The organism is Paracraurococcus lichenis (assembly GCF_030657435.1).
GTDB classification, from domain to species: domain Bacteria; phylum Pseudomonadota; class Alphaproteobacteria; order Acetobacterales; family Acetobacteraceae; genus Paracraurococcus; species Paracraurococcus lichenis.
The window spans coordinates 20,914-46,317 of record NZ_JAUTWS010000017.1 but is presented as its reverse complement, the minus strand read 5'-3'; the positions used below and the strand labels follow the sequence as shown (position 1 = coordinate 46,317).

Annotated in this window: 23 protein-coding genes; 12 read left to right on the top strand and 11 right to left on the bottom strand. The window is 73.5% G+C overall.

From position 1 onward, the window contains the following. Positions 1-44: 44 nt before the first annotated feature. The 3 genes from Q7A36_RS18395 to Q7A36_RS18385 are packed head-to-tail and all read right to left on the bottom strand — an operon-like array spanning position 45 to position 6,640. A complete protein-coding gene (locus Q7A36_RS18395) occupies positions 45-2,870 on the bottom strand; it encodes a [protein-PII] uridylyltransferase (RefSeq protein WP_305105195.1) in 2,826 nt (941 codons plus the stop codon). A gap of 20 nt (positions 2,871-2,890) precedes the next feature. Then, a complete protein-coding gene (gene mutS, locus Q7A36_RS18390) occupies positions 2,891-5,563 on the bottom strand; it encodes a DNA mismatch repair protein MutS (RefSeq protein ID WP_305105194.1) in 2,673 nt (890 codons plus the stop codon). 57 nt (positions 5,564-5,620) lie between these two features. Beyond that, positions 5,621-6,640, bottom strand: a complete 1,020-nt coding sequence (locus Q7A36_RS18385; RefSeq protein ID WP_305105193.1) for a sensor domain-containing diguanylate cyclase — start codon at positions 6,638-6,640, stop codon at positions 5,621-5,623. Between the two features lie 219 nt (positions 6,641-6,859). Between Q7A36_RS18385 and Q7A36_RS18380 the strand changes: the two genes are divergently transcribed. From Q7A36_RS18380 to Q7A36_RS18370, 3 genes are read left to right on the top strand one after another with little or no spacing between them, the layout of a single operon-like run. Next, entirely contained in the window at positions 6,860-9,175 is a 2,316-nt protein-coding gene (locus Q7A36_RS18380) for an NADP-dependent malic enzyme (protein WP_305105192.1), read from the top strand. A 3-nt stretch (positions 9,176-9,178) separates the two neighbouring features. Further along, entirely contained in the window at positions 9,179-9,646 is a 468-nt protein-coding gene (locus tag Q7A36_RS18375) for a DUF488 domain-containing protein (protein WP_305105191.1), read from the top strand. A gap of 16 nt (positions 9,647-9,662) precedes the next feature. Then, the gene (locus Q7A36_RS18370) at positions 9,663-9,959 is read left to right on the top strand and encodes a hypothetical protein (RefSeq protein WP_305105190.1); all 297 of its coding nucleotides are present in this window, start codon (positions 9,663-9,665) and stop codon (positions 9,957-9,959) included. Between the two features lie 10 nt (positions 9,960-9,969). Here Q7A36_RS18370 and Q7A36_RS18365 read toward each other — a convergent pair whose 3' ends face one another. The 8 genes from Q7A36_RS18365 to Q7A36_RS18330 form a co-directional block, all read right to left on the bottom strand. Next, positions 9,970-10,542, bottom strand: a complete 573-nt coding sequence (locus tag Q7A36_RS18365; RefSeq protein ID WP_305105189.1) for a hypothetical protein — start codon at positions 10,540-10,542, stop codon at positions 9,970-9,972. Positions 10,543-10,551: 9 nt separating this feature from the next. Then, complete coding sequence (locus Q7A36_RS18360; RefSeq protein ID WP_305105188.1) at positions 10,552-11,415, bottom strand: 2OG-Fe(II) oxygenase; 864 nt, start codon at positions 11,413-11,415, stop codon at positions 10,552-10,554. Positions 11,416-11,815: 400 nt separating this feature from the next. Next, positions 11,816-12,850, bottom strand: a complete 1,035-nt coding sequence (locus tag Q7A36_RS18355) for an SAM-dependent methyltransferase (protein ID WP_305105187.1) — start codon at positions 12,848-12,850, stop codon at positions 11,816-11,818. Between the two features lie 58 nt (positions 12,851-12,908). Next, complete coding sequence (locus tag Q7A36_RS18350) at positions 12,909-13,880, bottom strand: Bug family tripartite tricarboxylate transporter substrate binding protein (RefSeq protein WP_305105186.1); 972 nt, start codon at positions 13,878-13,880, stop codon at positions 12,909-12,911. Between the two features lie 181 nt (positions 13,881-14,061). After that, positions 14,062-14,973 carry an AEC family transporter gene (locus tag Q7A36_RS18345; protein WP_305105185.1) on the bottom strand — a complete coding sequence of 304 codons (912 nt, stop codon included), beginning with the start codon at positions 14,971-14,973 and terminating at the stop codon, positions 14,062-14,064. 90 nt (positions 14,974-15,063) lie between these two features. Beyond that, the gene (locus tag Q7A36_RS18340; protein ID WP_305105184.1) at positions 15,064-15,579 is read right to left on the bottom strand and encodes a hypothetical protein; all 516 of its coding nucleotides are present in this window, start codon (positions 15,577-15,579) and stop codon (positions 15,064-15,066) included. Positions 15,580-15,762: 183 nt separating this feature from the next. After that, positions 15,763-16,404 carry a bactofilin family protein gene (locus Q7A36_RS18335; RefSeq protein WP_305105183.1) on the bottom strand — a complete coding sequence of 214 codons (642 nt, stop codon included), beginning with the start codon at positions 16,402-16,404 and terminating at the stop codon, positions 15,763-15,765. 144 nt (positions 16,405-16,548) lie between these two features. After that, complete coding sequence (locus tag Q7A36_RS18330) at positions 16,549-17,199, bottom strand: EI24 domain-containing protein (RefSeq protein ID WP_305105182.1); 651 nt, start codon at positions 17,197-17,199, stop codon at positions 16,549-16,551. 102 nt (positions 17,200-17,301) lie between these two features. Here Q7A36_RS18330 and Q7A36_RS18325 point away from each other — a divergent pair, with 102 nt between their 5' ends. The 9 genes from Q7A36_RS18325 (at position 17,302) to Q7A36_RS18285 (ending at position 25,094) form a co-directional block, all read left to right on the top strand. Beyond that, positions 17,302-18,318 carry an adenosine kinase gene (locus Q7A36_RS18325; protein WP_305105181.1) on the top strand — a complete coding sequence of 339 codons (1,017 nt, stop codon included), beginning with the start codon at positions 17,302-17,304 and terminating at the stop codon, positions 18,316-18,318. 99 nt (positions 18,319-18,417) lie between these two features. After that, positions 18,418-18,783, top strand: coding sequence for a hypothetical protein (locus Q7A36_RS18320; protein WP_305105180.1), 366 nt, complete (start codon positions 18,418-18,420; stop codon positions 18,781-18,783). A 185-nt stretch (positions 18,784-18,968) separates the two neighbouring features. After that, entirely contained in the window at positions 18,969-19,304 is a 336-nt protein-coding gene (locus Q7A36_RS18315) for a hypothetical protein (RefSeq protein WP_305105179.1), read from the top strand. Positions 19,305-19,504: 200 nt separating this feature from the next. Further along, positions 19,505-21,334: a translational GTPase TypA gene (gene typA, locus Q7A36_RS18310; RefSeq protein WP_305105178.1), complete on the top strand. Its 1,830-nt coding sequence runs from the start codon at positions 19,505-19,507 to the stop codon at positions 21,332-21,334. Positions 21,335-21,450: 116 nt separating this feature from the next. Next, the gene (locus Q7A36_RS18305; protein ID WP_305105177.1) at positions 21,451-21,684 is read left to right on the top strand and encodes an AbrB/MazE/SpoVT family DNA-binding domain-containing protein; all 234 of its coding nucleotides are present in this window, start codon (positions 21,451-21,453) and stop codon (positions 21,682-21,684) included. A 237-nt stretch (positions 21,685-21,921) separates the two neighbouring features. After that, the gene (locus Q7A36_RS18300) at positions 21,922-22,212 is read left to right on the top strand and encodes an AbrB/MazE/SpoVT family DNA-binding domain-containing protein (protein WP_305105176.1); all 291 of its coding nucleotides are present in this window, start codon (positions 21,922-21,924) and stop codon (positions 22,210-22,212) included. Next, positions 22,205-22,594 carry a PIN domain-containing protein gene (locus tag Q7A36_RS18295; protein WP_305105175.1) on the top strand — a complete coding sequence of 130 codons (390 nt, stop codon included), beginning with the start codon at positions 22,205-22,207 and terminating at the stop codon, positions 22,592-22,594. The genes Q7A36_RS18300 and Q7A36_RS18295 overlap by 8 nt, the downstream gene beginning before the upstream one ends. A 44-nt stretch (positions 22,595-22,638) precedes the next feature. Beyond that, positions 22,639-23,610, top strand: a complete 972-nt coding sequence (locus Q7A36_RS18290; RefSeq protein WP_305105174.1) for an NAD(P)H-dependent flavin oxidoreductase — start codon at positions 22,639-22,641, stop codon at positions 23,608-23,610. An 83-nt stretch (positions 23,611-23,693) separates the two neighbouring features. Further along, positions 23,694-25,094: an amidase gene (locus tag Q7A36_RS18285; RefSeq protein ID WP_305105173.1), complete on the top strand. Its 1,401-nt coding sequence runs from the start codon at positions 23,694-23,696 to the stop codon at positions 25,092-25,094. Positions 25,095-25,404: the final 310 nt, after the last annotated feature.

Genomic DNA, 25,404 nt, shown 5'->3' with positions numbered 1-25,404 from the left:
GGCTCCGGGCTCTCCCCGGTGCAACGCCCGACCCCGCCGAAGGATCAGGCCCGCTCGGCCGCCGCGCGCGAGGCCGAGGGGACGCTGCCGCCGCCCTCGCCGGGCGGGGCCAGCGCGGCCTCCATGGCCGTGCGCAGGCTGGCCAGCTTGCGCTCGTTCTCCACCTTCAGGCCGAAGACGTCCTTGACGTAGAAGACGTCCACCGCCCGCACGCCATAGGTGGTGATGTGGGCGCTGGCGATCTGCAGGCCCTGGTCGCTGATCGCCGCCGTCACGTCGTGCAGCAGGCCCGGCCGGTCGCGGCCGTTCACCTCGATGACGGTGTGGCTGTTGCTGGCATGGTTGTCGAAGACCACGCGCGGCGGGACGGTCACGGCGCGCAGGCGCGCCGGCTCCCGCCGGACCTTGCGGATCTCGTCCTTCAGCCGCAGCCGGCCGGAGAGCGCCTGCTCGATCAGCACCGAGAGCCGCGCCAGGCGATGCGGCGCGTCGAAGGCGCCGCCCATGGCGTCCTGCACCCAGAAGGTGTCGAGCGCCATGCCGTTGGTGAGCGTATGGATGCGCGCATCCACGATGCTGGCGCCGGCGACGGCGAGCGCGCCGGCGATGCGGCTGAACAGGCCGGGATGGTCGGCGGCATAGACCGTGATCTCGGTGACCGCCCGGCTCTCCAGCACGCGGGTCCTGACCGTCAGCGGCGCCTTGCTCGCCTCCGCCTCCCGGATCAGGGAGGCATGCCGGGCATGCGTCTCGGCATCGAAGGAGAGCCAGTAGCCGGGATAGCCGAGGGCCAGGAAATGCTCCCGGTCCTTCTCCGGCCAGGCCGTGAGCATGGCGGCCGCGGCGTCGCGGGCGCGGGCGACGCGCACGTCGCGCTCCGGTACCGAGAGGCCGCCCGCCAGCACCTCGGCGACGCGCCAGTAGACCTCCCGCAGCAGGGTCGCCTTCCAGCCGTTCCAGACCTTGGGGCCGACCGCGCGCATGTCGCAGACCGTCAGCACCAGCAGCAGCCGCAGCCGCTCCGGCGACTGCACCAGGTCGGCGATGTCGAGGATGGTCTTCGGATCCTCGATGTCGCGCTTGAAGGCGGTCTGGCTGATCAGCAGGTGGTGCAGCACCAGCCAGGAGACGGTCTCGGTCTCCTCCGGCGTCAGCCCGATCTTCGGGCCCAGTTCGGTGGCGATGCGCGCGCCGAGCTCGGAATGGTCGCCGCCGCGGCCCTTGGCGATGTCGTGCAGCAGCGTCGCCATATACAGCGCGCGGCGGGACTGGAGCTGGCCGATCAGCTCGGAGGCGACCGGCGCCGCCTCCGCCAGCTCGCCCCGCTCGATCTGCTGCAGCACGCCGATCGCCTCGATCGTGTGCTCGTCCACCGTGTAGACATGGTAGGTGTCGAACTGCATCAGCCCGACGATGCGGGCCCAGTCCGGCACGAAGCGCGACAGGAACCCCGTCTCGTTCATCAGCCGGAGCCAGGTGGCGGCGTCGCGGCCGGAGAGCAGGTCGAGGAAGAGGGTATTCGCCTCCGCATCGCCGCGGATGGCCGCGGCATGGTGGGCATTGCGGATCAGCGCGCGGATGGCGAGCGGGTGGACCTCGAGCTTGCGGTCGCGCGCCGCCTTCAGGATGCGCAGCATCAGCACCGGCTCGCGCGAGAAGTCGCGGTTCGGCGGCGCCGCCACCAGCTTGCCGTCGGCGAGCGCGAGGCCCGCCTCGGCCAGCGCCGCGTCGCCCTGCCGGCGCGTCGCCGGCGGGCCGAGCGCCGCCCGCTCGATCGCCGGCTCCAGCACCCGGGTCAGGCGCAGCACGTCCCGCACCGTCAGGAACAGGTGCTTCATGAAGCGCTCGACGCCGTCCTGGCGGCCGCGCGGCGTATAGCCCATGCGCGCGCCCACCACCGGCTGGAAGTCGAAGGTCAGGCGCTCCTCGGCGCGGCCGGCGACATAATGGAGGTGGAACCGTACCGTCCAGAGGAAATCCCAGGCGCGGCGGATGGCCCGCGCCTCGTGCTCGGTCAGCAATCCCCCGCCCGGGCTGTCCGGCCCGACCAGGTCCGGCATGCGCTGGGTGCCGAAGGCATAGCGCGCCAGCCAGTAGAGGGTCTGCAGGTCGCGCAGGCCGCCGCGGCCTTCCTTGATGTTCGGCTCGACCAGATAGGGGCTGTCGCCGTAGCGGGCATGGCGCCCGGCGCGCTCGGCCCGCTTGGCCGCGAGGAAGGGGCCGAGGCCGCGCTGGCGGTTGGACGCCGTGAAGGCCTCGGCGAAGCGCTCGTAGACCGGCTTCTCGCCGGCGAGGAACCGGCTGTCGACCAGCGCGGTCAGCACCGTGCTGTCCTTGGCCGCTTCCTCGATGCAGTCGCGGATGCAGCGGGTGGCATGGCCGACCTTCAGGCCGAGGTCCCAGAGGAAGTAGAGCACGAACTCCACCACCCGCTGCGCCCGCGGCCCCGCCGGCTGGTCGGTCAGGAAGAGCAGGTCGATGTCGGAGAAGGGCGCCAGCACGCCGCGGCCATAGCCGCCGGTGGCGACCAAAGCGAAAGGCGCCTCCGCCAGTTCCGCCGCCCCCTTGGCCGGGACCATCGCCAGCGCATAGTGGTGGATGGCGCCCATCAGCCCGTCGGTCAGCGCCGCCAGCCAGCGGGCGGAGGCGAGGCCGGACAGCTCATGCGCCTCGAAGCTCTCCTGCACCGTCGCCTGGATGCGGCCGAGATGCCGGCGTAGCAGGTCCAGCGCATCCTCCCGCCGGATCGGGCCGCCCCCGGCCTCCCCCGTCAACTCGGCGATCAGATCGGGAATTACGGTCGGCACTTCGGCCAGCACCGGGTGGCGCTGGCCCGGGGCCCGGGTGGGGAAGGCTGCGGGGGCGGTCATTCCCGCCAGAGTAACCCCTCTCAGCCCCCGGGGACAGCACCATTCGCCAAGGTTTTCAGCCGGTAGAGCGCCTCCTGCGCCTCCCGCGGGGACAGCGCGTCGGGGTCCAGCGCGGCGAGCGCGGCGAGCGCGGGATGCCCGTCCCCCGCCGCAGCCGGGGGCGGCGCGGCGGCCGGGCGGGCGAAGAGCGGCAGCTCGTCCGAGAGCGGGTCGAGGCCCTTCGCCCGCGCCTCGAGCGCCGCCAGCACCTGCGCGGCGCGGGCGAGGACGGCGCGCGGCACGCCGGCGAGCTTGGCCACATGCAGGCCCCAGGATTTCTCCGCCGTGCCCGGCGCGACGGCATGCAGGAAGACGACCTCCCCCTTCCACTCCCGCACCCGCATGGTGGCCGGCGCGAGCTCGGGCAGCTTGCCCGCCAGCGCCGTCAACTCGTGGAAATGCGTGGCGAAGATGGTGCGGCAGCGAGTGCGGTCGTGCAGCGCCTCGAGCGCCGCCCAGGCGATGGCGAGCCCGTCCCAGGTCGCGGTGCCGCGCCCGACCTCGTCCAGCACCACCAGGCTGCGCGGGCCCGCGAGGTTCAGGATCGCCGCCGTCTCCGCCATCTCCACCATGAAAGTGGAACGGCCGCCGGCGAGGTCGTCCGAGGCGCCGACGCGGGAGAAGAGGCGATCGACCAGCCCGAGACGCGCGGCCTCGGCCGGGACGAAGAGCCCGGCCTGGGCGAGCACCACGAGCAGCGCATTCTGCCGGAGGAAGGTGGACTTGCCCGCCATGTTCGGCCCGGTCAGCAGGCAGATCCGCCGCCCGGGCGAGAGGTCGCAATCGTTCGGCACGAAAGCCGGGCCGCGGTTGCGGACGAGCGCCGCGGCGACGACGGGGTGGCGGCCGGCGGTGACGCAGAACTCCGGGCGCTCGGTGATCTCCGGTCGGCACCAGCCGCCCTCGGCCGCGAGCTCGGCGGCCGCCGCATGGACATCGATCTCGGCCAGCGCCTCGGCCGCATCGGCGATGCCGGGGGCGGCGGCGAGGATGAGGTCGCGGAGGTGCCGGGCGATCGCCTTCTCCCGCCGCGCCGCCTCCTCGGCCGCTTCCGACAGGCGGCGGTCCAGCGCGGCGAGCGCGGCGCAGGTGAAGCGCACGCCATTCGCCATGGTCTGGCGGTGGATGGGGGCGAAATCGCCGGTGGCCCTGGCCGGCGGGTTCCGCAGCAGCGTCTCGCCGGCGGCGGCCGGAAGCTCGGCGAGGTAGCCGAATTGCTGATGGTGCCGGACCTTCAGGCTGGCGACGCCCCAGGCCTGGGCGAGGTCGAGCTGCAGCGCCGCGATGGCGCCGCGGGCGTCGTCGCGCAGGCGGCGCAGCCCGTCGAGTTCGCCGTCATAGCCGGCGGCGACGATGCCGGGGTCGTCGAGCCGCGCCGGCAGCGTCTCGGCCAGCGCGCGCGCCAGTTCCGGCGCCGGGTCGTTGGCCGGCCGCAGCGCCCGGGCGCTCCCGGCCAGAAGGGGGGGAATGGTGGCCAGCCCCTCCGGCCGCTCCAGCGCCGCGGCGATGGCGGCGGCACGGGCGAGGCCGTCGCGGATGGCGGCGAGGTCGCGCGGCGCGAAGCGGTCGAGCGCGAGGCGGCCGAGCGCGCGCGCCATGTCCGGCGCGCCCTTCAGCGTCGCGCGGATCCCGCCCCGCAGCGCCGGCGCCGCCAGCAGCGCGGCGACGGCATCGTGCCGGGCGGCGATCGGCGCTTCCTCGGCCAGCGGGCAGCCGAGCCGGTCGGCCAGCAGCCGCGCGCCGGCCGCCGTGACGGTCCGGTCGACCGCGCCGAGCAGGCAGTCGCGCGGCCCGCCGCGGTCGCTGCGCAGGATCTCGAGGCTGCGGCGCGTCGCCGCATCCATCTGCAGCACGCCGCGGCCGCCGCGCGGCACGGGGCGGGACAGGTGCGGCAGGGTGCGCCCCGCCTCGCCCTTCTGCGTCGCCCGGATATAGTCGAGCGCCATGGCCGCGGCGGCGGCCTCGGCGGCGGAGAAGCTGCCGAAGCCCTCCAGCGTGGCGAGGCCATAGGCCTCGGCGAGGCGCCGGGCGCCGTCGCGCGGCGGGTTCGCCTCCACCGCGCCGGGGAGCCCGAGCGCCGCGGGGGCCAACACCTCCACCGGTTCCAGCCGCGCCAGCAGCGCCGGCAGGTCCCCGGCGGCGAGCGCCTCGGTTTCGAAGGCGCCGGTCGAGAGATCCAGCCAGGCGGCGCCGAGCCGTTCCTCCGCCGGCGCGAGCGCCAGCAGCCAGGCGGGGCGGGAGGCCTCGAGCAGCGTCTCCTCGGTCACCGTCCCGGGCGTGACCAGCCGCACCACCTCGCGCCGCACGGCGCCCGCCTTGCGGCGCTTGGCTTCCTCCGGCGTCTCCATCTGCTCGGCGATGGCGACGCGGAAGCCGCGGCGGATCAGGCGGGCGAGGTAGCTCTCATGGCTATGCGCGGGCACGCCGCACATAGGGATCCTCTCGCCCTGGTGCTCGCCGCGATAGGTCAGCGCGATGTCGAGCGCTTCCGACGCGGCCTCGGCATCGGCGAAGAACAACTCGTAGAAATCGCCCATGCGGAAGAAGAGCAGCGCCTCCGGATGCGCGGCCTTGGCGGCGAACCATTGCTGCATGGCGGGGGAGGCGCCGGCCGCGCTCGGCAGCCGGGCGGCCGGGTCGGGAGCCTGGTCCATGCCGGTACCTAGCCCGGATCCGCTCCCGCCTCCATCCGGCCGGACGGACGTGGGCCCTCAGATCCCGAAGGGATCCGGGGCCGCCTGCCAGCAGCCCCGCCCCGCCGCCTTGGCGGCATAGAGCGCCCGGTCGGCGGCGCGCAGCAGCGCCTCCGCATCCGTCGCGTCGCGCGGGCAGAGGGCGAGGCCGACCGAACTGCGCAGCGGGATCGGGATGCCCTGGAAGCTCCAGGGGGCGGCGAAACCCTCGAGCAGGCGCCCGGCCATGGCCTCGGCGCCGGCGGCATCGATGGGCGCAGGCAGCAGCACGGCGAATTCGTCGCCGCCCAGCCGGGCCGCGAGGTCGGATTGCCGCAGCGTGGCCCCGATGCGCCGCGCCACCTCCCGGAGCATCGCGTCGCCGGCGGCATGGCCATGGGTGTCGTTCACCGCCTTGAAGCGGTCGAGGTCGAGGCAGAGCAGCGCGCAGGGGGCGCCGCGCAGCGCGCCCGCGACCGCCCGGCCCAGGGCCTGTTCGAAGCCGGCGCGGTTGGCGAGGCCGGTGAGGTGGTCGAGCGTCGCCGCCCGGTGCAGCCGGAGGGCGGTGCGATGCAGTTCGAGCATCGCGCCGACGCCGCTGGCGAGGTCGAGGAGGGTCTGCCGCGCCGCCTCCTCGAGCCGGCGCGGCACCGTGTCGCCGATGCAGAGCGTGCCGAGCGCATGGCCTTCCGGCGTGCGCAGCAGGGCGCCGGCATAGAAGCGGAGCCCGAGCGGCCCGGTCACCATGGGATGGTCGGCGAAGCGGGGATCCTGGGCGGCGTCCTCCAGGACCATCACCGGCTCCCCCAGCCCGACCGCATGAGCGCAGATCGAGGTCGCCCGCGCCGGCTCGTAGGGCCGGAAGCCAAGGGTCGATTTGTACCAGGTGCGTTCGTCGTCGACGAGGTTGATGGCCGCGAGCGGCGTGCCGAGGGTCCGCGCCGCCAGCCGGGTGAAGAGGTCGAAGCGCGGATCGGGCGGCGTGTCGAGGATCTCGAAGCCGCGCAACGCGGCCAGCCGCGCCGCCTCGTCCGGCGGCAGGGGGGCGATGGCTGGCATGGTCGACGCTGTCCTCGCGGCCTCGGTACGGATGCCGAATAGACCCGTTCCGGTGCTCTCGGGAGCGTATCGGGTGCCTCTTTCCGCAGCCCCGCCGCGCCGCCCTTCGCAGGCGCGAAGCCCTGGCCTTCACGGGCCCCGCCCCGGCTGCGACAATGCGCCGAGGGAGGGGGGGCCAAGGAAAGGCCCCTCGCGGTAGGGCGAGAGGACTGGTTGCACATGGACGATTCACCCAAGGCGGCGATGTCGCCGATCTCGCTCGCGGATGTCCGCACCGCCCGGGTCACGCCGGAGGAAGCGCTGGCGCTGCATTCGGAGGGCCGGCCGGGCAAGCTGGAGACGCGGCTGACCAAGCCGCTGATCACGGCGCGCGACCTCTCGCTCGCCTACAGCCCGGGCGTGGCGGAGCCCTGCCTGCACATCCACCGCGACAAGAGCCTGGCCTACGACTACACGGCCAAGGGCAATTTCGTCGCCGTCGTCTCGAACGGCACCGCGGTGCTCGGCCTCGGCAATCTCGGGGCGCTCGCCTCCAAGCCGGTCATGGAGGGCAAGGTCGCGCTCTTCAAGCGCTTCGCCGATGTGGACGGGATGGATCTCTGCATCGACACCGAGGATGCCGACGCCTTCGTCAATGCCGTGCGCTACCTCGGCCCCAGCTTCGGCGGGATCAACCTCGAGGACATCAAGGCGCCGGAGTGCTTCGTCATCGAGCAGCGCCTGCGCGAGCTCATGGACATCCCGGTCTTCCACGACGACCAGCACGGCACGGCGATCGTCGCCGCCGCCGGGCTGATCAACGCCGCGCACCTGACGGGACGCGACCTCGCCGCGACGAAGCTCGTTATCAACGGCGCCGGCGCCGCCTCCGTCGCCTGCGCCGAGCTGTTGCGGGCCATGGGCATGCGGCCCGAGAACATCACGATGTGCGACACCAAGGGGGTCATCTACCGCGGCCGCACTGCGGGCATGAACCAGTGGAAGTCGGCGCATGCGGTGGAGACCAGCGCCCGCACGCTGTCCCAGGCGCTCGAGGGCGCCGACGTCTTCTTCGGCCTCTCGGTCAAGGGCGCGGTGACGCAGGAGATGGTCCGCGCCATGGCGGACAGGCCCATCATCTTCGCCATGGCGAATCCCGATCCGGAGATCACGCCGGAGGAGGCGAAGGCCGCGCGTCCCGACTGCATCGTGGCGACGGGCCGCAGCGACTACCCGAACCAGGTCAACAATGTCCTCGGCTTCCCCTTCATCTTCCGCGGTGCGCTCGACGTGCGGGCCAGCACCATCAACGACGCGATGAAGATCGCCGCCGCCCGGGCGCTCGCCCTGCTGGCGCGGGAGGACGTGCCAGAGGAGGTGGGCTCGGCCGGCGCCGGCAAGTCGCTCCGCTTCGGGCCGGAATACATCATCCCCAATGCCTTCGACCCCCGCCTGATCGCCCGCGTGCCGGTCGCCGTCGCCAAGGCCGCGATCGACAGCGGCGTCGCCCGCCGGCCGATCACCGACCTTACCCGCTATGCCCGCAGCCTCGCCGGCCGGCTCGACTCCACGGCCAATGCGCTGGAGCTGATCACCGAGCGGGTGCGGGCCAATCCGCGGACGGTAGTCTTCGCCGAGGGCGAGGAGGAGAAGGTCATCCGCGCCGCCATCGCCTTCCGCCAGGCAGGCTACGGCACGCCTGTCCTGGTGGGGCGGGAGGACCGGATCCAGGCGACCGCCCGCTCGCTCGGCATGCCGATCCCGGACGGCATCGTCATCCGCAATGCCCGCATCGCCGAGAACACGCGGCGCTACGCGGACTATCTCTACGGCCGGCAGCAGCGGCAGGGCATGCTGTTCCGCGACTGCCAGCGCCTGGTCAACCAGGACCGCAACGTCTTCGCCGCCTGCATGGTCGCGCTCGGCGATGCCGATGCGCTGGTCACCGGCGTGACGCGCAGCTACTCGGTCGCGCTGGAGGGCATCCTCTCCGCCATCGACCCGGCACCGGGCGAGGTGATGTTCGGCCTGACGCTGCTGCTCGCCCGCGTCTCCGGCACGGTCTTCATCGCCGACACCGCGATCCATGAGCGGCCGGATGCCCATTGCCTGGCCGAGATTGCGACCCAGTCCGCCGCCGCGGCGCGCCGGCTGGGGCATGAGCCGCGGGTCGCCTTCCTCTCCTTCTCCACCTTCGGCGACCCCAAGGGCTCCATCCCCGGCAGCCTCCGGGAGGCGGTGAAGCTGCTCGACGAGCGGAAGGTCGATTTCGAGTATGACGGCGAGATGTCGGCCGATGTCGCGCTCGACCCGGCGCTGCGCGCGCATCTCTATCCCTTCTGCCGGCTGACCGGCGCGGCGAACGTGCTGGTGATGCCCGGCCTGCATGCCGCGCATATCCTGACCAAGGCGGTGCCGCGGCTGACCAGCGGCACGGCGATCGGGCCGCTGCTCATGGGCCTCTCCAAGCCGGTGCAGATTGTCCCGGTCGATGCCGGGGTGAACCAGGTGCTCGACATGGCCTGCCTCGCGGCGCATGCCGCGAGCGCGCGCTAGGCCGTGCAGGCCGCGCCGCTCTTTACCATCGGCTACGAGGGGGCGACGCTCGACGGGCTGATCGCCACCCTCCGGGAGGCCGGGGTGACGCGGCTGGTGGACGTGCGGGAACTGGCCAACAGCCGGCGCCCCGGCTTCGCCAAGCGCGCCCTCTCCGAGGCGCTGGGGCGCGCGGGCATCGGCTATGCGCATGTCCGGGCCCTCGGCACGCCGCCGGAGGGGCGGGCCGCGGCGCGGGCCGGGCGCAGCGCCGAGATGAAGCGCATCTTCGGCGCGCGCCTGGCGGGCATCGAGGCCCAGGCCGCCGTCGCCGCCCTGGCGGCGGAGGGGCGGGAGGCACGCCTCTGCCTGCTCTGCCTCGAGGCCGATCCGGCGCAGTGCCATCGCAGCCTGGTGGCGGAGGCGGTTGCGGCGGCCGGCGGTTTGGGCATTGTCCACCTGCATCCCGGCGCCGACTCTGCCGGCCGATGACAGGGGGTACCCGGCCATGGCGCTCAGCCTGATCCTCCACGACCTGACCGGCCTGGCGCCGGAGGACGAGAAGCGCTTCTTCGAGGCGATCTTCCAGGTCGCGCCCGAGCACTGGCCGATGGACCGGAGGACGACGCTGGTGGTGACGGGCGTGTCGCCGACCTACCTGCGCGACCACCTGGTCCGCGCCGTCCCGGCGGCCGCGAGGCCCGGCCTGCGGCTGGTGGTGACGCATGTGCCGGCCGATGCCGCCTGGCACGCCCTGCCGCCCGAGGGCGAGGCCTGGCTGCGGGAGGCGCTGGCGGACAATTGAGCCGGGCGGCTCAGACCCCGCCCTCGCTCCGTAGCGCCTCCTCCAGCGGGTCGCGCCCGGGTGCCGCCGTGGCCTGGGCTTGCGCCAGGCTGTCCCGGGCCTGGGTCACCTCGGCCTCGGCAGTCGCGAGGCGCCGGCGCGCTGCCTCGATCTGGCCGAGCGCGTCGCGCGCGCAGGCCTCCATCAGCACCCTGGCCCGTCTCTCCCGCGCCTTGGCCTGGGCGCGGATGACCGTGGCCGCCGCCAGGGCAGCGGTGCCGAGGGCGACGGCGAGGCAGACCAAAGCGAGGGCGAGGGAGGGGAGGGCGGGAATGCCATGCACCGCCTGCTGCGCCGCCGGGTCGAAGGCGGCGGCGATGACCGCGCCTGTCAGCAGGGCGGCGAAGAGGCTGCTGCCGCGGCCGAAGACGAGCCCGGCCAGGACCACGCCCGGCACCGCAAGGAAGACCTCCGCCGGCAGCCCCGCGCGGACGAGGAGCTGGGCAAGGGCCGCCCCGGCCAGGGCCAGGGCGGCGGCACCGGCATCGCGCGTCGGCGCGGGCCAGGCCGCCACCCGGGCGAGGAGGCGCTCAGGCCGGGGCACGGGGCATGGTCAGGCCTTCCGCAGCAGGCCGCGCGCATAGTCCCGCATCTGGAAGGCGATGGGCGGGACCAGCGAGCGCATGAAGGCCTTGGCGCGCGTCTCGCGCGTGCCGGGCAGGAAGGTGATCGGCGCGCCGCGCTCGATCTGCTCCGGGTCGGGTGCCCAGTAGAAGATCGAGACCGACTTGCGGGACCGGCCGACCGGGCAGGTCATCGGCGTGGGGAAGCCGTGCAGCGTCTCCTCCGTCGTCGGGAACAGCGCGGCACGGTTGAAGAAGGGCTCGATCCTCGCGCCGGCGGGGCCTTCCTTGCTGCCCCACAGCTCCAGTGCGCCGCCCCAGTCCGCGTCCCAGTCACGGTTGAGATAGACGATGAGGTTCAGCCGGCGCACCAGCGGCAGGTGCGGGTGCTGCGTCCAATCGGCATGGATGTTCAGCCAGCCGCCGCGGAAGCTCTCGTGCAGGCCGCCGCCATGGAACAGCGGATCGGCCACCAGATCCTCGATGCCCGTGATGTCGCGCAGGATCTCGAGGAAAGGCTCGGAGCAGAGCTGCCACAGGAAGGCCTGGGCGAAGGGCGGGACGCCGACCAGCCCGCGCGAGGTGCGCTTGATCTCGTCCTTGGTGTCGTAGCCGATCCAGTCGCGCGGCGTCTCCTTCGGGAAATCCGCCGCCACCCGATCCAGGATGTCTTCCTGGAAGTAGCCGTCGAGCACCAGGTTCGAATAGGGCTTCCCGGCGAGGAAGCGCGCCCGCAGCGCCTCCCGCTCCGCCACCAGGCGGGCAAAGGGGACCATCCGGCGGACCGTGGCATCGAAATCCTCGGTCTTCGGCATGGACCCCAGACCGGCCTCGGCCGGCCGCGTCGCAGTCATCGCAACCATCGTCAGCGCCCCCAAGGGAACCCAAGAGGCGCATCCTCTAGCACCGGAACCGGTCCGGCTTCGGTACACGCTCGATTGAGGAGGCACGCAACAGTCCCGGATGTGACTTCCCGCACCCTCTGCCACAGCCTGCGCTGATACAGGATTTTGCGATATGCGGGCGGCGCCGTGCGGGTCCATGGCCGAACCGATCTCGGCTGGCGTCCGGATCAACCTATGGTTATCGGCTGCTTCGGGCCGGCGCGGCGGTGGACTGGCCGCGCATGTAGCGGCGCTCGGGCCGATAGATCAGCCAGTGGCGGAAGCGGTCGAGGAAGCGCTGCAACATGCGCGTCGGTCCTGGAGTTCCTGGATGAGGACCGACTCATAACACCATGGGATTGTGGAAGAGTTACGGCGGTGCCTCCTTTGCGATCACCACAATTCCGACCGAAGTCGCGGGATAGCCGGCGATCGACAGCCGCAGATGCGGCGGCGAGAGGTGGCCGAGCGGCACGCGCCCTTCCTCGAAGGGCGGGACATCGACGAACTGGTCCATGATCCCCGGATGGTGCGCGTGGTCGAGCACGAGCATACGGTGGCCGAGGGCGCCGAGTCGGGCCGCGAGCGCCTCAAGATGCCGGAGCTGGAACAGCACCGTGCTGCCCTGCGACAGGGTCTCGCCCGCGGCGTCGAGGTTGAGCTCGGTGGTATGGACCGCGATGCCGCCCGGCTTCAGGCAGCGCATCGCCGCCTCGACGAAGGCCAGGCCGCGCTCATGCGAGCCGAGATGCTCCATCGAGCAGGCGGACCAGACGATGTCCCGGCTGCCGTCCTGCAGGTCCTCCGGCAGCGCCGCCATGTCGACGCTGCGGAAGCCGACGAGGCGGTCGAACTCCGCGCGGTCCGAGAGGTGCGGCCGGTAGAGCCGGTCGGTGCCGGTGCCGTGCTGGCCGGTGGCGATCCAGTCCTGCGCCCGCGCATCCTCGGCGGCGATGTCGGTCGCCAGCACCTCCACCCCGCGGGAGGCGAGGATGGCCGGCAGCGGCTCCTCCCCCACGGCGAAGCCCAGCGCCCGCTGGCCCGGCTGCAGCTTGCCGTGCTCCCACAGCACCTGGAGGATGAAGCAGTCCTCCCAGAGCTTGCGGTGGTAGAAGGGCGTGGTGCCCAGCGCCCGGCACCAGTGCCGTACCCAGGCGCCCTCGATATCGGTCTGCCGGCAGGTGCGGCTGGTCAGGCCGGCGGGGGCGGGGGCCTCGGGCAGCGGCACATGCGGGCCGGCGAGGCCGGCGGCGTAGTGCCGCTGCACCATGTCGGCGCCCAGCACCTTCACCGTCCAGCGCAGCATGTCGAGTTCCCGCGCCTGCAGCCGCAGCCATTCGGCCGGCTGGGGCAGGGTGGCGCGCCGCCGGGCGCGGGCGAGGGAGCGGATCATGCGGAGCGGCATGCGGCGGGGTTTGCCGCAGCCCGCCGCCAGACACAATGAAGACGGGGGGAAATTTCACTCAGGCGTCCAGGCGGATCCCCAGCTCCCGGATCAGCGGCCGCCATTCGGCATTCTCGCGGGCGACGAATTGCTGGAACTCCGCCGGGCTCCAGGGGGCGCTCTCGATGCCGAGGCCCCTGAAGCGCTCCTGCACCTCCTCCGCCGCGACCGCGCCCTTCAGCGCCTCGGCCAGCCTGGCGAGGATCGGCGCGGGCACGCCGGCCGGCACGCTCATCCCCTGCCAGCCATAGGCGACGGCATTGGCGAAGCCGAGCTCGCGGAGCGTCGGCACGTCGGGCGCGCGCGGGCTGCGCGCCTCGGAGAAGCAGCAGAGCGTCTTCACCTTGCCCGAGGCGATGAAGGGGATGCCGGTCGCGCAGTCGATCACCACGGAATCGACATTGCCCGCCAGCAGGTCCTGCATGGCCGCCGGGCCGCCGCGATAGGGGACGTGCACGGCATCCAGCCCGGTGCGGCGCTTGACCATCTCCATCGCCAGGTGGTGCGGCGAGGCGACGGCGGGCGAGCCGTAGGTCGGCGCCTTCGCCTTCGACCGCGCCACGAAGTCGGCGAAGTCGCGCGCCGGGTCGTCCGGCCGGACCACGATGAAGAGCGGGAAGCGGCCGATGAAGCCGACGCCCTGGAAGTCGCGGTCCGGGTCGTAGGGCAGCTTCGCGTAGAGCGCCGGGTTGTAGACCAGGATGCCGTTGTCGACATGCATCAGGGTATAGCCGTCGGGGGCGCTGCGGGCGGCCGCCTCGCTGGCCACCACCGCGCCGCCGCCGGGACGGTTCTCGACCACCACGTTCTGGCCGAGCGCCTTGCCGATCTGGCCGCCGATCAGCCGGGCGAAGGTGTCGCTCGCGCCGCCCGGCGGGTAGCCGACGAGCCAGCGCAGCGGCCGCTCCGGCCAGGCCTGCGCGCGGGCGGACCCCGCGCCCGCCAAGGCCGCCGCCCCGAGCCCCAAGCCCAACCCGCGCCGTCCCAGCATGGCCCTCGCTCCGTTCCGATGCCGTCCTTCTAGAGCAGATCGCCGCGGAGTGGAAACGCTCGGAGGCGTGAATCTGCTCTGGAAATCAACGGCCTAGAGCAAACGATGCCGGAGCGGACCCACCCGGGCAGCGGAATTCGCCCGGCCCGCCGGATGCTCCCGGCCGAAGCGGCCGCGACCGTCACGGCCCCAGCAGCAGGATCCAGAGCGGCAGGGAGACGACCGAGAGCAGGTGCTCGAGCGTCGTCAGCGCCGCCATCAGCGGCGCGTCGCCGCCCATGGCGCGGGCCATGACATAGCTCGTCGTCGCGGTCGGCAGGGCCATGAAGACGAGGGCGACGGCCAGCGCCAGGGGCTCGAGCCCGAGCGCCCGGCCGATGCCCAGCACCATCAGCGGCACCAGCACCAGCTTGATGCCGCAGGTCGCGAGCTGCAGCGGCAGCCGCCCGCGCAGCGCCCCCGGCGAGAGCGCCGCACCGACGCAGAGCAGGCCGAGCGCGACCGAGGCCTGGCCGAGGCTGCGCAGCATCGGCGCGATGCCCGCCGGCAGCCCGCCCGCGAGCGAGACGGCGAAGCCGGCGAGGCAGGCGAGCAGCAGCGGGTTCAGCGCCAGTTGCCGGAAGGCCCGACCGGCCGCGAAGCCCCGCCCGCCGCCGAGGGCGAAGACCAGGCTGGTCAGCGTCTGCACGAAGGGCACGATGAGGCCGGTCGCCACCGCCCCGAGCGAGGTGCCGGCCGCGCCGAACAGCCCGCCGGTGATGGCGAAGCCCATCAGGTTGTTGAAGCGGATGCCGCCCTGGAAGACCGAGGTCCTGGCCGGGTGGTCGATCCGCGCGGCCTGCGCCAGCAGCAGGCTCAGCGCGCCGCCGCCGAGAAGCGCGAGCCAGATCGCGGTCGCCATGTCGCCGATCGGCAGCGTCCGCAGATCCACCGCGCCGATCGCCGAGCAGAGCAGCGCCGGCATCAGCGCCCAGAAGACCAGCTTCTCGATGCCGGCCCAGACCGCGTCCTCGCGCAGCAGGAAGCGGCGCAGCAGCGCGCCCAGCAGCAGCAGCCCGAAGGGCGGCACGAAGACGTCGAGGTAGAGGGTCACGGGACTCCGGCCAGGCTGCGCCGGCCGATAGGGACGCGTCACGGCCTCCCCGTCCAGCCCCCGGCGGCACGACGGCCGGCGGATGTCGACTCAGGCACCGCGATCGGCCGCGGCGGCCGCCGGCAGGAGCCGCAGACCGGGCGGCGCGGCGATCTCGCTGAGGCAGGCCGCCTCGGTCCGCGGCGCCGCGCCATTCGCCCGGGCGGCGGCATGCGCCACGCGCAGCCCGCCGCCAGCCGGGTAGAGCACGAGGTCGAGGGCACAGGCCTCGGCGGCATAGAGCCAGACCTCGGCGTCGCCCTCGGCGCGGCGGAGCGAGGGCTCGCCCAGCCAGCGGCGCAGCGCCTCCGGCCCGGCGCCGAGCAGTTGCGCCGCCTCGGTCGGGCGGGCCGGGACGTGGCGGATGTCGAGGAGCCTGGCGCGGGGCGGGGATTGCGGCGGTGGCGGCACGGCGGCGGGCGCCGGCGGCAGGTCGGGCAGCGCGATCGCCGCGAGGCCGGCGCGGCCGGTATCCATCGCGGCCTGCAGGGCCGCGGCCTCCCGCTCCGCCGGTGCGGTGCAGCCGGCGGCGAGCAGGAGGAGCAGGCAGCGGAGGCGGCGCATCATGGCCGCGCTGTCTCCGGGTCGGGCCCCGCCGGGCAGACGGGGGCCGGGGTGGAGGCCCGCCCTGGCGGCGGGCCCTTAGCAAATCCCTCGGGGTTTGCGCCGCAACACGATCCTGAGCAGGCTTTCATCTCAGGGGCCTGGGCCGCACGAGGTGCGGCCCAGGCCGCGAAAGCCTGCTCAGGCTCAGGCGTCGGCCGGGCTGGGCAGGCCGGCGGCGACCGGCACGGGCCGCGGCCCGACCGGGGCGGCGGCCTGCGCGTCCGTCAGCATCTCCATGCGGCCGGAGACCTGGCCGCCTTCCTCGACGGAGAGCTTCTTGCAGCGCGCCACGCCGTTCACCTTGCCGGTGGCGCGGATGATCAGGCTGTTGCGGGCGGTGATGGTGCCGTCGAAGAGGCCGGCGATCTCGGCATCCTCGACCTGCAGCTCGCCCTTGCAGACGCCGGACTGCGCGACGAAGAGCTCGGCCGCCTGGATCATCTGGCTCTCGACCGTGCCCTCGACCACCAGCCGCTCGGCATCGGCGACGGTGCCCTGCAGGCTGATGCCCCGCCCGACGACGAGCGTCCGGCGATCGCCGGCATCGGTGCGCGGGCCGGGCCGGGCCGGGACGCCGACCGCGGGCGGGCGAACGGCGACGGCCGGCGTGGCGGGGACGGCGTTCGGCTTCGGGGCAAGGCTCATATTCGGAGCGTCCTTGGATGCTGGGCGGAAAGGCGGCACGCCGATGTCGGAATCCCGGGCGGCCGGCGGCGCGGCCGGTGCGGGGTCGGCGGCCGGGCTGGCCGGCGCCTCGTCACGTTTGCGGCCGAAGATGGCCATCATGCCCCCCTTCAGAGCGGTACGGCGGACAATGCGTCGGGTGATCCCGGCTTGCGTGTCGCGCAATGCCCGGGGGCTACCATGCGGGCTTGCGCTGGCACAACGGCGAGATCGCGTTCCCGCGAGGAATTTGCAGGACGTTCCGCCTTAGGGGCGATGCAACAGGTGTGTCATCGCCGCCGTGCCGAGCACGGGCACCAGGAGATTGACCACGGGCAGGAGGGAGAGCGCGGCGAGGATCGCGCCGAGGCCGAGCACCGCGCCCTCGCGCCGCCGCCGCAGCGCGCGCGACTCCGGCACCGACATGCGGCGCTGCGCCACGCCCTCGAACAGCCCGTGGCCGAGCGCGACGGTCGAGATCGCCCAGAGCGCCACGGCGCCGAAGGGCGGCGCGAGGATGGCGAGCGGCAGGGCGATGAGCGACAGCCCGGCCACCTTGGCGCCGAGCCCGATATTGTAGGCGGCCTGGGCGGCGAGGGGCGCGCCGCGCGCCGGCGGCAGCTCCGGGTAGAAGCGCCGCTCCACCGCCCCCGCCACCGGGTCGAGGAAGAGGCCGGCGATCGCCAGCATCGCCGGGATGAACAGCCACCAGGCGAGGCCGAGGGTCAGCAGCCCGCCCGCCGCGGCGGCCAGGTTCGCCAGCCAGCCGGTGCCGCCGGCGAGCCAGCCCGTGCCCCAGGCGGCGAGGCCGGCGAGCGCGGCGAAGACCGCGACCGCGCCGAGCAGCCCCTTGGCGAGCGGCGCGAGGAAGGCGGGTTCGCCGAGCTGGCGGAGGGTCAGCAGGCAGGCTTTCAGCATGCATCGGTCCCGGCAGGGGAGGGCGGTTGCCGCCGCGGGGCCCGGGAGGTATCCGGTCCGCGACGCGCCCGCAACGCAGCCAGCCCCGAGAGGTCCCCCTGCATGAGCGAACCCAGCCTCGACATCCTCGGCATCGGCAACGCCATCGTGGATGTGCTGGCCCGCGCCGAGGACGGGTTCCTCGATGCGCACAACCTAGCCAAGGGCGCCATGCGCCTCATCGGCGCGGCCGATGCGGAGGCGCTCTACGCCGCCATGGGGCCGGGGACCGAGAGCTCGGGCGGCTCGGCCGGCAATACCTGCGCCGTCGCCGCGGCGCTCGGCGCCCGGGTCGGCTTCCTCGGCAAGGTGGCGGACGACCAGCTCGGCCGCGTCTTCGCGCATGACATCCGCGCGGTCGGCGTGCATTTCCCGACGAAGCCGCTGGTCGGCGGCGCGCCGACCGCGCGCTGCCTGATCCTGGTCACGCCCGATGCGCAGCGGACGATGAACACCTTCCTCGGCGCCTGCGTCGAGTTCTCGGCCGCCGATGTGGAGGAGGCCGAGGTGGCGCGCGCCAAGGTGCTTTACATGGAGGGCTATCTCTTCGACCCGCCGGCGGCGCAGGCCGCCTTCATGGAGGCCTCCCGCATCGCCCACCGGCATGGCCGACAGGTGGCGCTGAGCCTGTCCGACGCCTTCTGCGTCGAGCGGCACCGCCAGGCCTTCCGCAAGCTGGTGCGGGAGGAGGTGGACATCCTGTTTGCCAACGAGAGCGAGATCCTCTCGCTCTACGAGACCGACGACTTCGAGGAGGCGGCGCGGCTGGCGAGCGGCGAGGTGGCGCTGGCCGCCCTGACCCGCAGCGAGAAGGGCAGCCTGATCGTGGCCGGCGGGGAACGGCACGCGGTTTCGGCGCAGCCGACCCGGGTGGTCGACACCACCGGCGCGGGCGATGCCTATGCCGCCGGCTTCCTCGCCGCCCATACGCGCGGCCTGCCGCTGCCGGAGTGCGGCCGCTGGGGCGCGGTCGCGGCGGCGGAGGTGATCTCGCATTTCGGCGCGCGACCCCAGGGTGATCTCAAGGCGGCGATTGCGGCGGCTGGTGGAAACCGCCCCGTCTCCGCCGTGTTGGGCTGAGGCGGGCCGGTCGCAGCAGGTCCACCGCGGACCGCCGATCGCCAAGGCCGCCGCCCGGAAGGGCCGGCTGCCCGCGCTCGACGTGAGCGGAGACCCCCCATGAGCTGCAAGACCCTTCTCGCCAGCGCGCTCGGCGCGGCGCTGCTGGCCACGCCCGTCGTGGTCCAGGCCGCCGCTGGCCCTGACGATGGCCGCATCATCCTCGCCCAGGCCGGTGGCGGCGGCGGTGACTCCGGCGGCACCGGTGGCCTGTCCGGCGGCACCCCCGGCTCGCCGGCCGCCGGCAATCTCGGCAGCACGCCGCAGGAGATGCTCGGCCGCAGCCAGCAGCCGGCGCAGGGGGCGGCGACGACCCTGGCCCCGACCACGGGCCGCGGCGCCCCGGACCCGAGCGCCCTGCCGGGCACCATGGAGACCGCGCCGGGCGGCACGGCCGTCATGCCGGGCGACCGCACCCGCCGCTGACCCGGGCGGCCGGCCGGGCCGCGGTCGCCGACCGTGGTCCGGATCGGGAACCGGACCGTTGCTGCCGTGTTGAAAATGTGCGGGTCGGGCGCAACGGATCTTCGACCGGGAGGCGAACACGCATCCGGTCCCTGGTCTTGCGGGCGCCGCCGGCCGCCACCACGGCAGACACAGGAACACCAGCCATGCGTCGTATCCCCATGCTAGTTGCCGCGCTCGGCGTGGCGCTGGCCGCCGGCCCTGCCTTCGCCCAGGGCGGCGGCAGCAGCGACAGCAGCGCGACCGGCGGCTTGAACGCCGCCACGCCGGGCTCCCCGGCCGCCGGCAACCTCGGCAGCACCCCGCAGGAGATGAAGGGCCGCAGCGAGCAGCCGGCCCAGGGCGCGGCGGTGCCGCTGGCCCCAGGCAGCAGCAGCGGCCGCGGCGCCAACGACCCGAGCGCCATGCCCGGTGCGCGCCAGACGGCGCCCGGCGGCACGGCCGTCATGCCGGGCGACAGCGCCACCGGCACCCGCCGCTGACGGACCGGGGGCGGGGCCCGGCCCCGCCCCGACCTGCGGCCAGGTCCCGGCTGCCCTGCGGCAATGAATGCTCGCATTTCCGGCGCCGAGCGCCTATCTGTGCGCCGCAACATGCCGCCCTGCTGCGTCACCCGCCCCGGTCCCCGATCGACCGGGCCGGGTGACTCTGTGCGTTGCGGCCGCAAGGGACCCCGACCCCCATGGATATCCGCAACGTGGCGATCATCGCCCACGTCGACCACGGCAAGACCACGCTCGTGGACAACCTGCTGAAGCAGGCCGGCGCCTTCCGCGCCAACCAGCACGTCGCCGAGCGTGCGCTCGACCGCAACGACCTCGAGCGCGAGCGCGGCATCACCATCCTCGCCAAGTCCACCGCGGTCGAGTGGAAGGGCACCAAGATCAACATCGTGGACACGCCCGGCCACGCCGATTTCGGCGGCGAGGTGGAGCGCATCCTGTCCATGGTGGACGGCGCCATCGTGCTCTGCGACGCGGCCGAGGGCCCGCTGCCGCAGACCAAGTTCGTGCTGACCAAGGCGCTGGCCCGCGGCCTGAAGCCGATCGTCGTCATCAACAAGGTGGACCGCCAGGACGCCCGCCCGGACGAGGTGCACAACGAGGTCTTCGACCTCTTCGCCGCGCTGGGTGCGACCGACGAGCAGCTCGACTTCCACACCCTCTTCGCCTCGGGGCGGCAGGGCTGGGCCGACCTCGCGCTCGATGGTCCCCGCAAGGACCTGGCGCCGATGTTCGACCTGATCCTGAGCCATGTCCCGGCGCCGAAGGTCGAGCTCGACAAGCCCTTCGCGATGAACGCCTCGATCCTCGAGAGCGACAACTTCCTCGGCCGCATCCTCACCGGCCGCGTCGAGCAGGGCACCGCGCGGGTGAACATGCCGGTGCGCGTGCTGCGCCAGGACGGCACGGTGGTCGAGAGCGGCCGCCTGACCAAGCTGATGACCTTCTCCGGCCTCGACCGCGTGCCGGTCGATGAGGTGCAGGCGGGCGACATCATCGCCATCGCCGGCCTCTCCGACGCGACCATCCCGGACACCATCGCCGCGCCCGAGGTGGCCGAGCCGCTGCCGGCCATCCCGGTCGATCCGCCGACGCTGGCCATGACCTTCCGCATCAACGACGGCCCGCTCGGCGGCCGCGAGGGCAAGAAGGTCACCTCCCGCCAGATCCGCGACCGGCTCTTCAAGGAGACCGAGGGCAACGTCGCCATCAAGGTCAAGGACTCGGAGGAGGCCGACAGCTTCGAGGTCGCCGGCCGCGGCGAGCTGCAGCTCGGCGTGCTGATCGAGACCATGCGCCGGGAGGGCTTCGAGCTCACCATCGGCCGCCCGCGCGTGCTGACCCGCGAGAACCCGGAGACGGGCGAGCGCGAGGAGCCCTACGAGGAGGCGCTGATCGACGTCGACGAGCAGTATTCGGGCGTCGTCGTCGAGAAGATGTCGCTGCGCAAGGGCCAGATGCAGGACATGCGGCCCTCCGGCGGCGGCAAGGTGCGGCTGACCTTCCACATCCCGTCGCGCGGCCTGATCGGCTACCACGGCGAGTTCATGACCGACACCCGCGGCACCGGCATGATGAACCGGCTGTTCCTGGGCTACTTCCCCTGGGCCGGAGCGATCGAGGGCCGGCGCAACGGGTCGCTGATCTCGAATTCGGACGGGGAGGCGGTGCAGTATGCGCTGTTCTACCTGCAGGAGCGGGGCACGCTCTTCGTCGACCCGGGCGTCAAGGTCTATACCGGCATGATCCTCGGCGAGCACTCCAGGGACAACGACCTGGACGTGAACCCGATCAAGGAGAAGAAGCTCACCAACATCCGTGCCGCCGGCAAGGATGAGGCACTGCTGCTGATCCCGCCGCGGCGGATGAGCCTCGAGCAGGCCATCGCCTATATCGAGGATGACGAGCTGGTGGAGGTTACGCCGGGCGCGATCCGCCTGCGCAAGCGTTACCTCGACCCGCATGAGCGCAAGAAGCATGCGCGGCGGGCGGAGAGCGAGGCGGCGTGAGCCGCCCCATCTGAATGGGTTGCGGCAGCGGCGTCCGGGGCAACCCCTGGGCGCCGTTGTTGCATCCGGGGGGTGCGACGGCGTAAGCCGGAGGGGTCGCACCGGATGCGGATGAAATGGCGAGACGACCGAATGCGCCGGGGATGCTGCGGGCCCGGGTGGATGCCAAGGGGCGGATCACCCTGCCCAAGCCGCTGCGGACACAGCTCGGCCTGACGCCGGGCAGCCAGGTGCTGCTGATGGCGGAGGGGGAGGAGTTGCGCGGCGTGACACCCTCGGCGCTGCTGCGGCGGATGCGCGAGATGCGGTTGGCGCTGCAACGCAGGCTGGCGGAGACGAAGCGGGAGTAGAGGACCGCGGAAATGGCGGCAACGCGCCGTTGCCATTCCGGCCGGCCATGCCGCGACCGCTGTTCGTGGCGCCGGACTACCATTATCCCATGCTAGAGCATAACGATCCATTCGGCCTAGCTGCGGCGCTGACGGTCGGTTGAGGAGTATTGATCAAACCGCGCCAATGCGAATCGAGCTTCCATCGACTCGATTTCATCCATATTGTGATGTTGTGGAATTGGAGGTCGTGCTGCCATGGATCAGGTCACCGTCAGGGTCGATGCCGCCGGCCGCATGGTGATCCCGCGCGACCTCCGCGACGCCCTGGGCATTCCGGAGGGTGGAGAGCTTCGCCTCTCCCTCCAGGATGGCGAGCTGCGCGCCACGACCCGCCTCGCCGCCCTGCGCCGCATCCAGGCGGAGCTGCGCGCGCTGCCCCGTGCCGCCGGCTTGGCCTCGGAGGCGCTGATCGCCGGCCGCCGCGCGGAGGCCGCCCGCGGCCTGCACGAGGACCAGGCGCCGGCCCCCGTCCCGCCGCGTGGCTGAGCCCCGGCTGCTGCTCGATGCCTCGGCATTGCTCGCCCTGGTCTTCGAGGAGCGGGGTGCCGAGCGGGTCCTCGCCTCCCTCGACGGCGCGGCGATCTCGGCGGTGAACCTGGCGGAGGTGGTGGAGGTCGCGGCCCGTCGCGGCCTCGACCCGGCGCGCGCCGCGGCCTGGGCGGAGGAGCTCTCGCTGCCTGTCCTCGGCTTTGCCGCGCCCATGGCCGCCCGGGCCGGCGCCCTGCTCGCGGCCTTCCGCCACCAGGGCCTCTCGCTCGGCGACGCCGCCTGCCTCGGCACCGCCGCAGTCCTCGGCCTGCCGGCCGTGACGGCCGATCGCCTCTGGTCGGAGATCGCGGCGGGGGTCGAGGTCCGCCTTATCCGCTGAGCCGCCCGCGCTACACTCGCCGGCAATCCACCGAGCGAGACGTCATGCCCGAGACCCCGCCTGCCATCGAGACCCGCGTCACCCGCCTGCTCGGCATCCGCTACCCGATCGTCCAGGGCGGCCTCGCCCGCGTCGCCACCGCCGACCTCGCCGCCGCCGTCTCCAATGCCGGCGGCCTCGGCCAGATCGCCAGTGCCGGCCTCGACGGGGCCGACGGGCTGCGGGCCGAGATCCGCCGCTGCCGCGCCCTGACCGACCGTCCCTTCGCGGTGAACTTCCCGATCGGCCGGCAGGACATCCGCCCGGGGCTGGAAGCGGCGCTGGAAGAGGGCGTCGGCATCATCGCGCTCACCGCCGGCAACCCCGCCCCCTATATCCGCCGCTGCCAGGAGGCCGGGGCGAAGACCCTGGTGCTGACCGCCGGGCCGGAACTGGCGAGGAAGGCCGAGGCCGCCGGCGCCGACATGGTGGCGACCGTGGGCTATGAGGGCGGCGGCCATATCGGCCGCTCCGACGAGACGACGCTGGTCATGGTCCCGCGCGTGGTCGCGGCGGTGAGCATCCCGGTCCTCGCCTCCGGCGGCATCGCCACCGGCGCCGGGCTGCTGGCCGCGCTCGCGCTCGGGGCGGAGGGCGTCGAGATGGGCACCCGCTTCGTCGCCACGGTCGAGGCGCGGGCGCATGCCGCCTACAAGCAGGCGCTGGCCGCCGCCGCGCCGGGCGACACCATGATCATCAAGCGCAGCCTCGGCATGCCCGGCCGCGTGCTGCGCAGCCCGCATGCCGAGGCGATCCTGGCCGCGGAGGCCGCCGGCGCGCCGCAGGCCGACCTCGTCGCCATGATCGGCGGCGCCATGAATGCCCGCGGCACGGATGCGGGCGACCTCGCGGGCAGCTATGTCTGGGCCGGGCAATGCGTCGGCCTGTTCGAGGACATCCCCGGGGCCGGTGAGGTCGTGCACCGCATGGCCGCCGAGGCGGCGGCCGGCATGGCCCGGCTGCGCGGCGTCTTCTGACACCCCGCTCCGCCGGGCATGCGCCGCGGCTCACCCCCAACCCATCCCTCTCCCGCCCGGCGGGGAGGGGACGGAGGCACCCGATGACCGACCCCGCGCTGCTCCCCGCCCGGACCCTCGCCGGCCTCTATGCCCGCCGCGCCCTCTCGCCGGTCGAGGCGCTGGAGGCGGTGCTCGCCCGCATCGCCGCGCTGAACCCGCGCCTGAACGCCATCATCGCCCTCGACGAGGCCGGTGCCCGTGCCGCCGCCCGGGCGAGCGAGGCGCGCTGGCGGGCGGGCACGCCGGCCTCGCCGCTCGATGGCGTGCCGCTGACGGTGAAGGACAACATCACGGTCGCCGGCCTGCCCTGCGCCTGGGGCAGCCCGCTGTTCCGTGGCTTCGTGCCGGAGCGGGACGAGCTGCCGGTCGCCCGCGCCCGCGCCGCGGGGCTCGTCATCCTCGGCAAGACCAACGTCCCGGAATTCACCCTGCAGGGTTACACGGACAACGCGGTGCATGGCGTCACCCGCAATCCCTGGGACCTCGCGCTGACGCCGGGCGGCTCCTCTGGCGGGGCGGTCGCGGCCGTCGCCGCGGGGCTCGGCCCGCTGGCGCTGGGCACCGATGGCGGCGGCTCCATCCGGCGGCCCGCCTGCCATGCCGGCCTCGTCGGCCTCAAGCCCTCCATCGGCCGGGTGCCGCGCTGCGACGGGCTGCCGGCCATCCTGCTCGACCTCGAGCAGATCGGGCCGATCGCGCGGACCACCGGCGACCTCGCGGCGCTGCTGGCCATCCTGGCGCCGGCCGATGCGCGCGACTTGGCCAGCCGCGCCCTGCCGCCCTTCGCCCTGCCGGCCGCCGCGCCGCGGCAGCGGGTCCTTTATGTCCCCCGCTTCGGCGACAACCCGGTGGATCCGGAGGTCGCCGGCAGCGTGGCCGAGGCCGCCGCCCGCCTCGGCGCGCTCGGCCATGCGGTGGAGGAGGGGGAGGCGCCCTTCACCACCGAGGAACTCGCGGCGATGTTCGCGCCGGTGAGCCAGGCCGGCCTCGCCTGGCTGCTGGCGGAGAAGGGCGGCGAGCCAACGGCGCCCGCGCTGCGGGAGATGGCGGCGGCTGGCCGGGCGCTGTCGCCGCAGGCGCTCTTCGCCGCCATCGACGGCATCGCCGGGTTCCGCCGGCGCATGGCCGCCTTCTTCGGCGCCTGGGACCTGATCCTGACGCCCGCCGCTGCGGCGCTGCCCTGGCCCGCCGACCAGGTCGCGCCCGAGACCATCGCCGGCCAGCCGGTCGGCCCGCGCGGCCATGCCGTCTTCACCAATTTCGCCAATCTCGGCGGTCTGCCGGGCATCGCGCTGCCCTGCCGGCCCGCTGCATCGGGCCTGCCGATCGGCTTCCAGCTCGTCGGCCCCGCCGGCGCGGACGGCGTGCTCTGCGCCCTCGCGGCGGAGTGGGAGACGGCCGAGCCCTGGGCGGATCGCCGGCCGGACCTCGCCGGAGCCTAGCAGCCTGTCGGATTTGGCCGCTCGTTCCGTCCAGGGCGGCCGAATATTCATGTGGCAGGCGATTTTCGCGGATTTGCGCAGAAGAGGTGCACGCAGCGCAATTATACTGCATCCACGCCGCACATCCGACGAGCTGCTAAGGGGTTGATCAGTTAGGCAAATTGCGGCGCCTGCCGGAACCCACTCAGGCGTGCATTGCTCCGGCGGCCGGGTTGAAGGAACAGGCTGTGCAACCCAAACTGTCCCCAACAGTTCCGCCGTGCCCGGAGGCGCGGCCCCCCGTCCCGAGGACCGCTGCCCTGACCCCCGC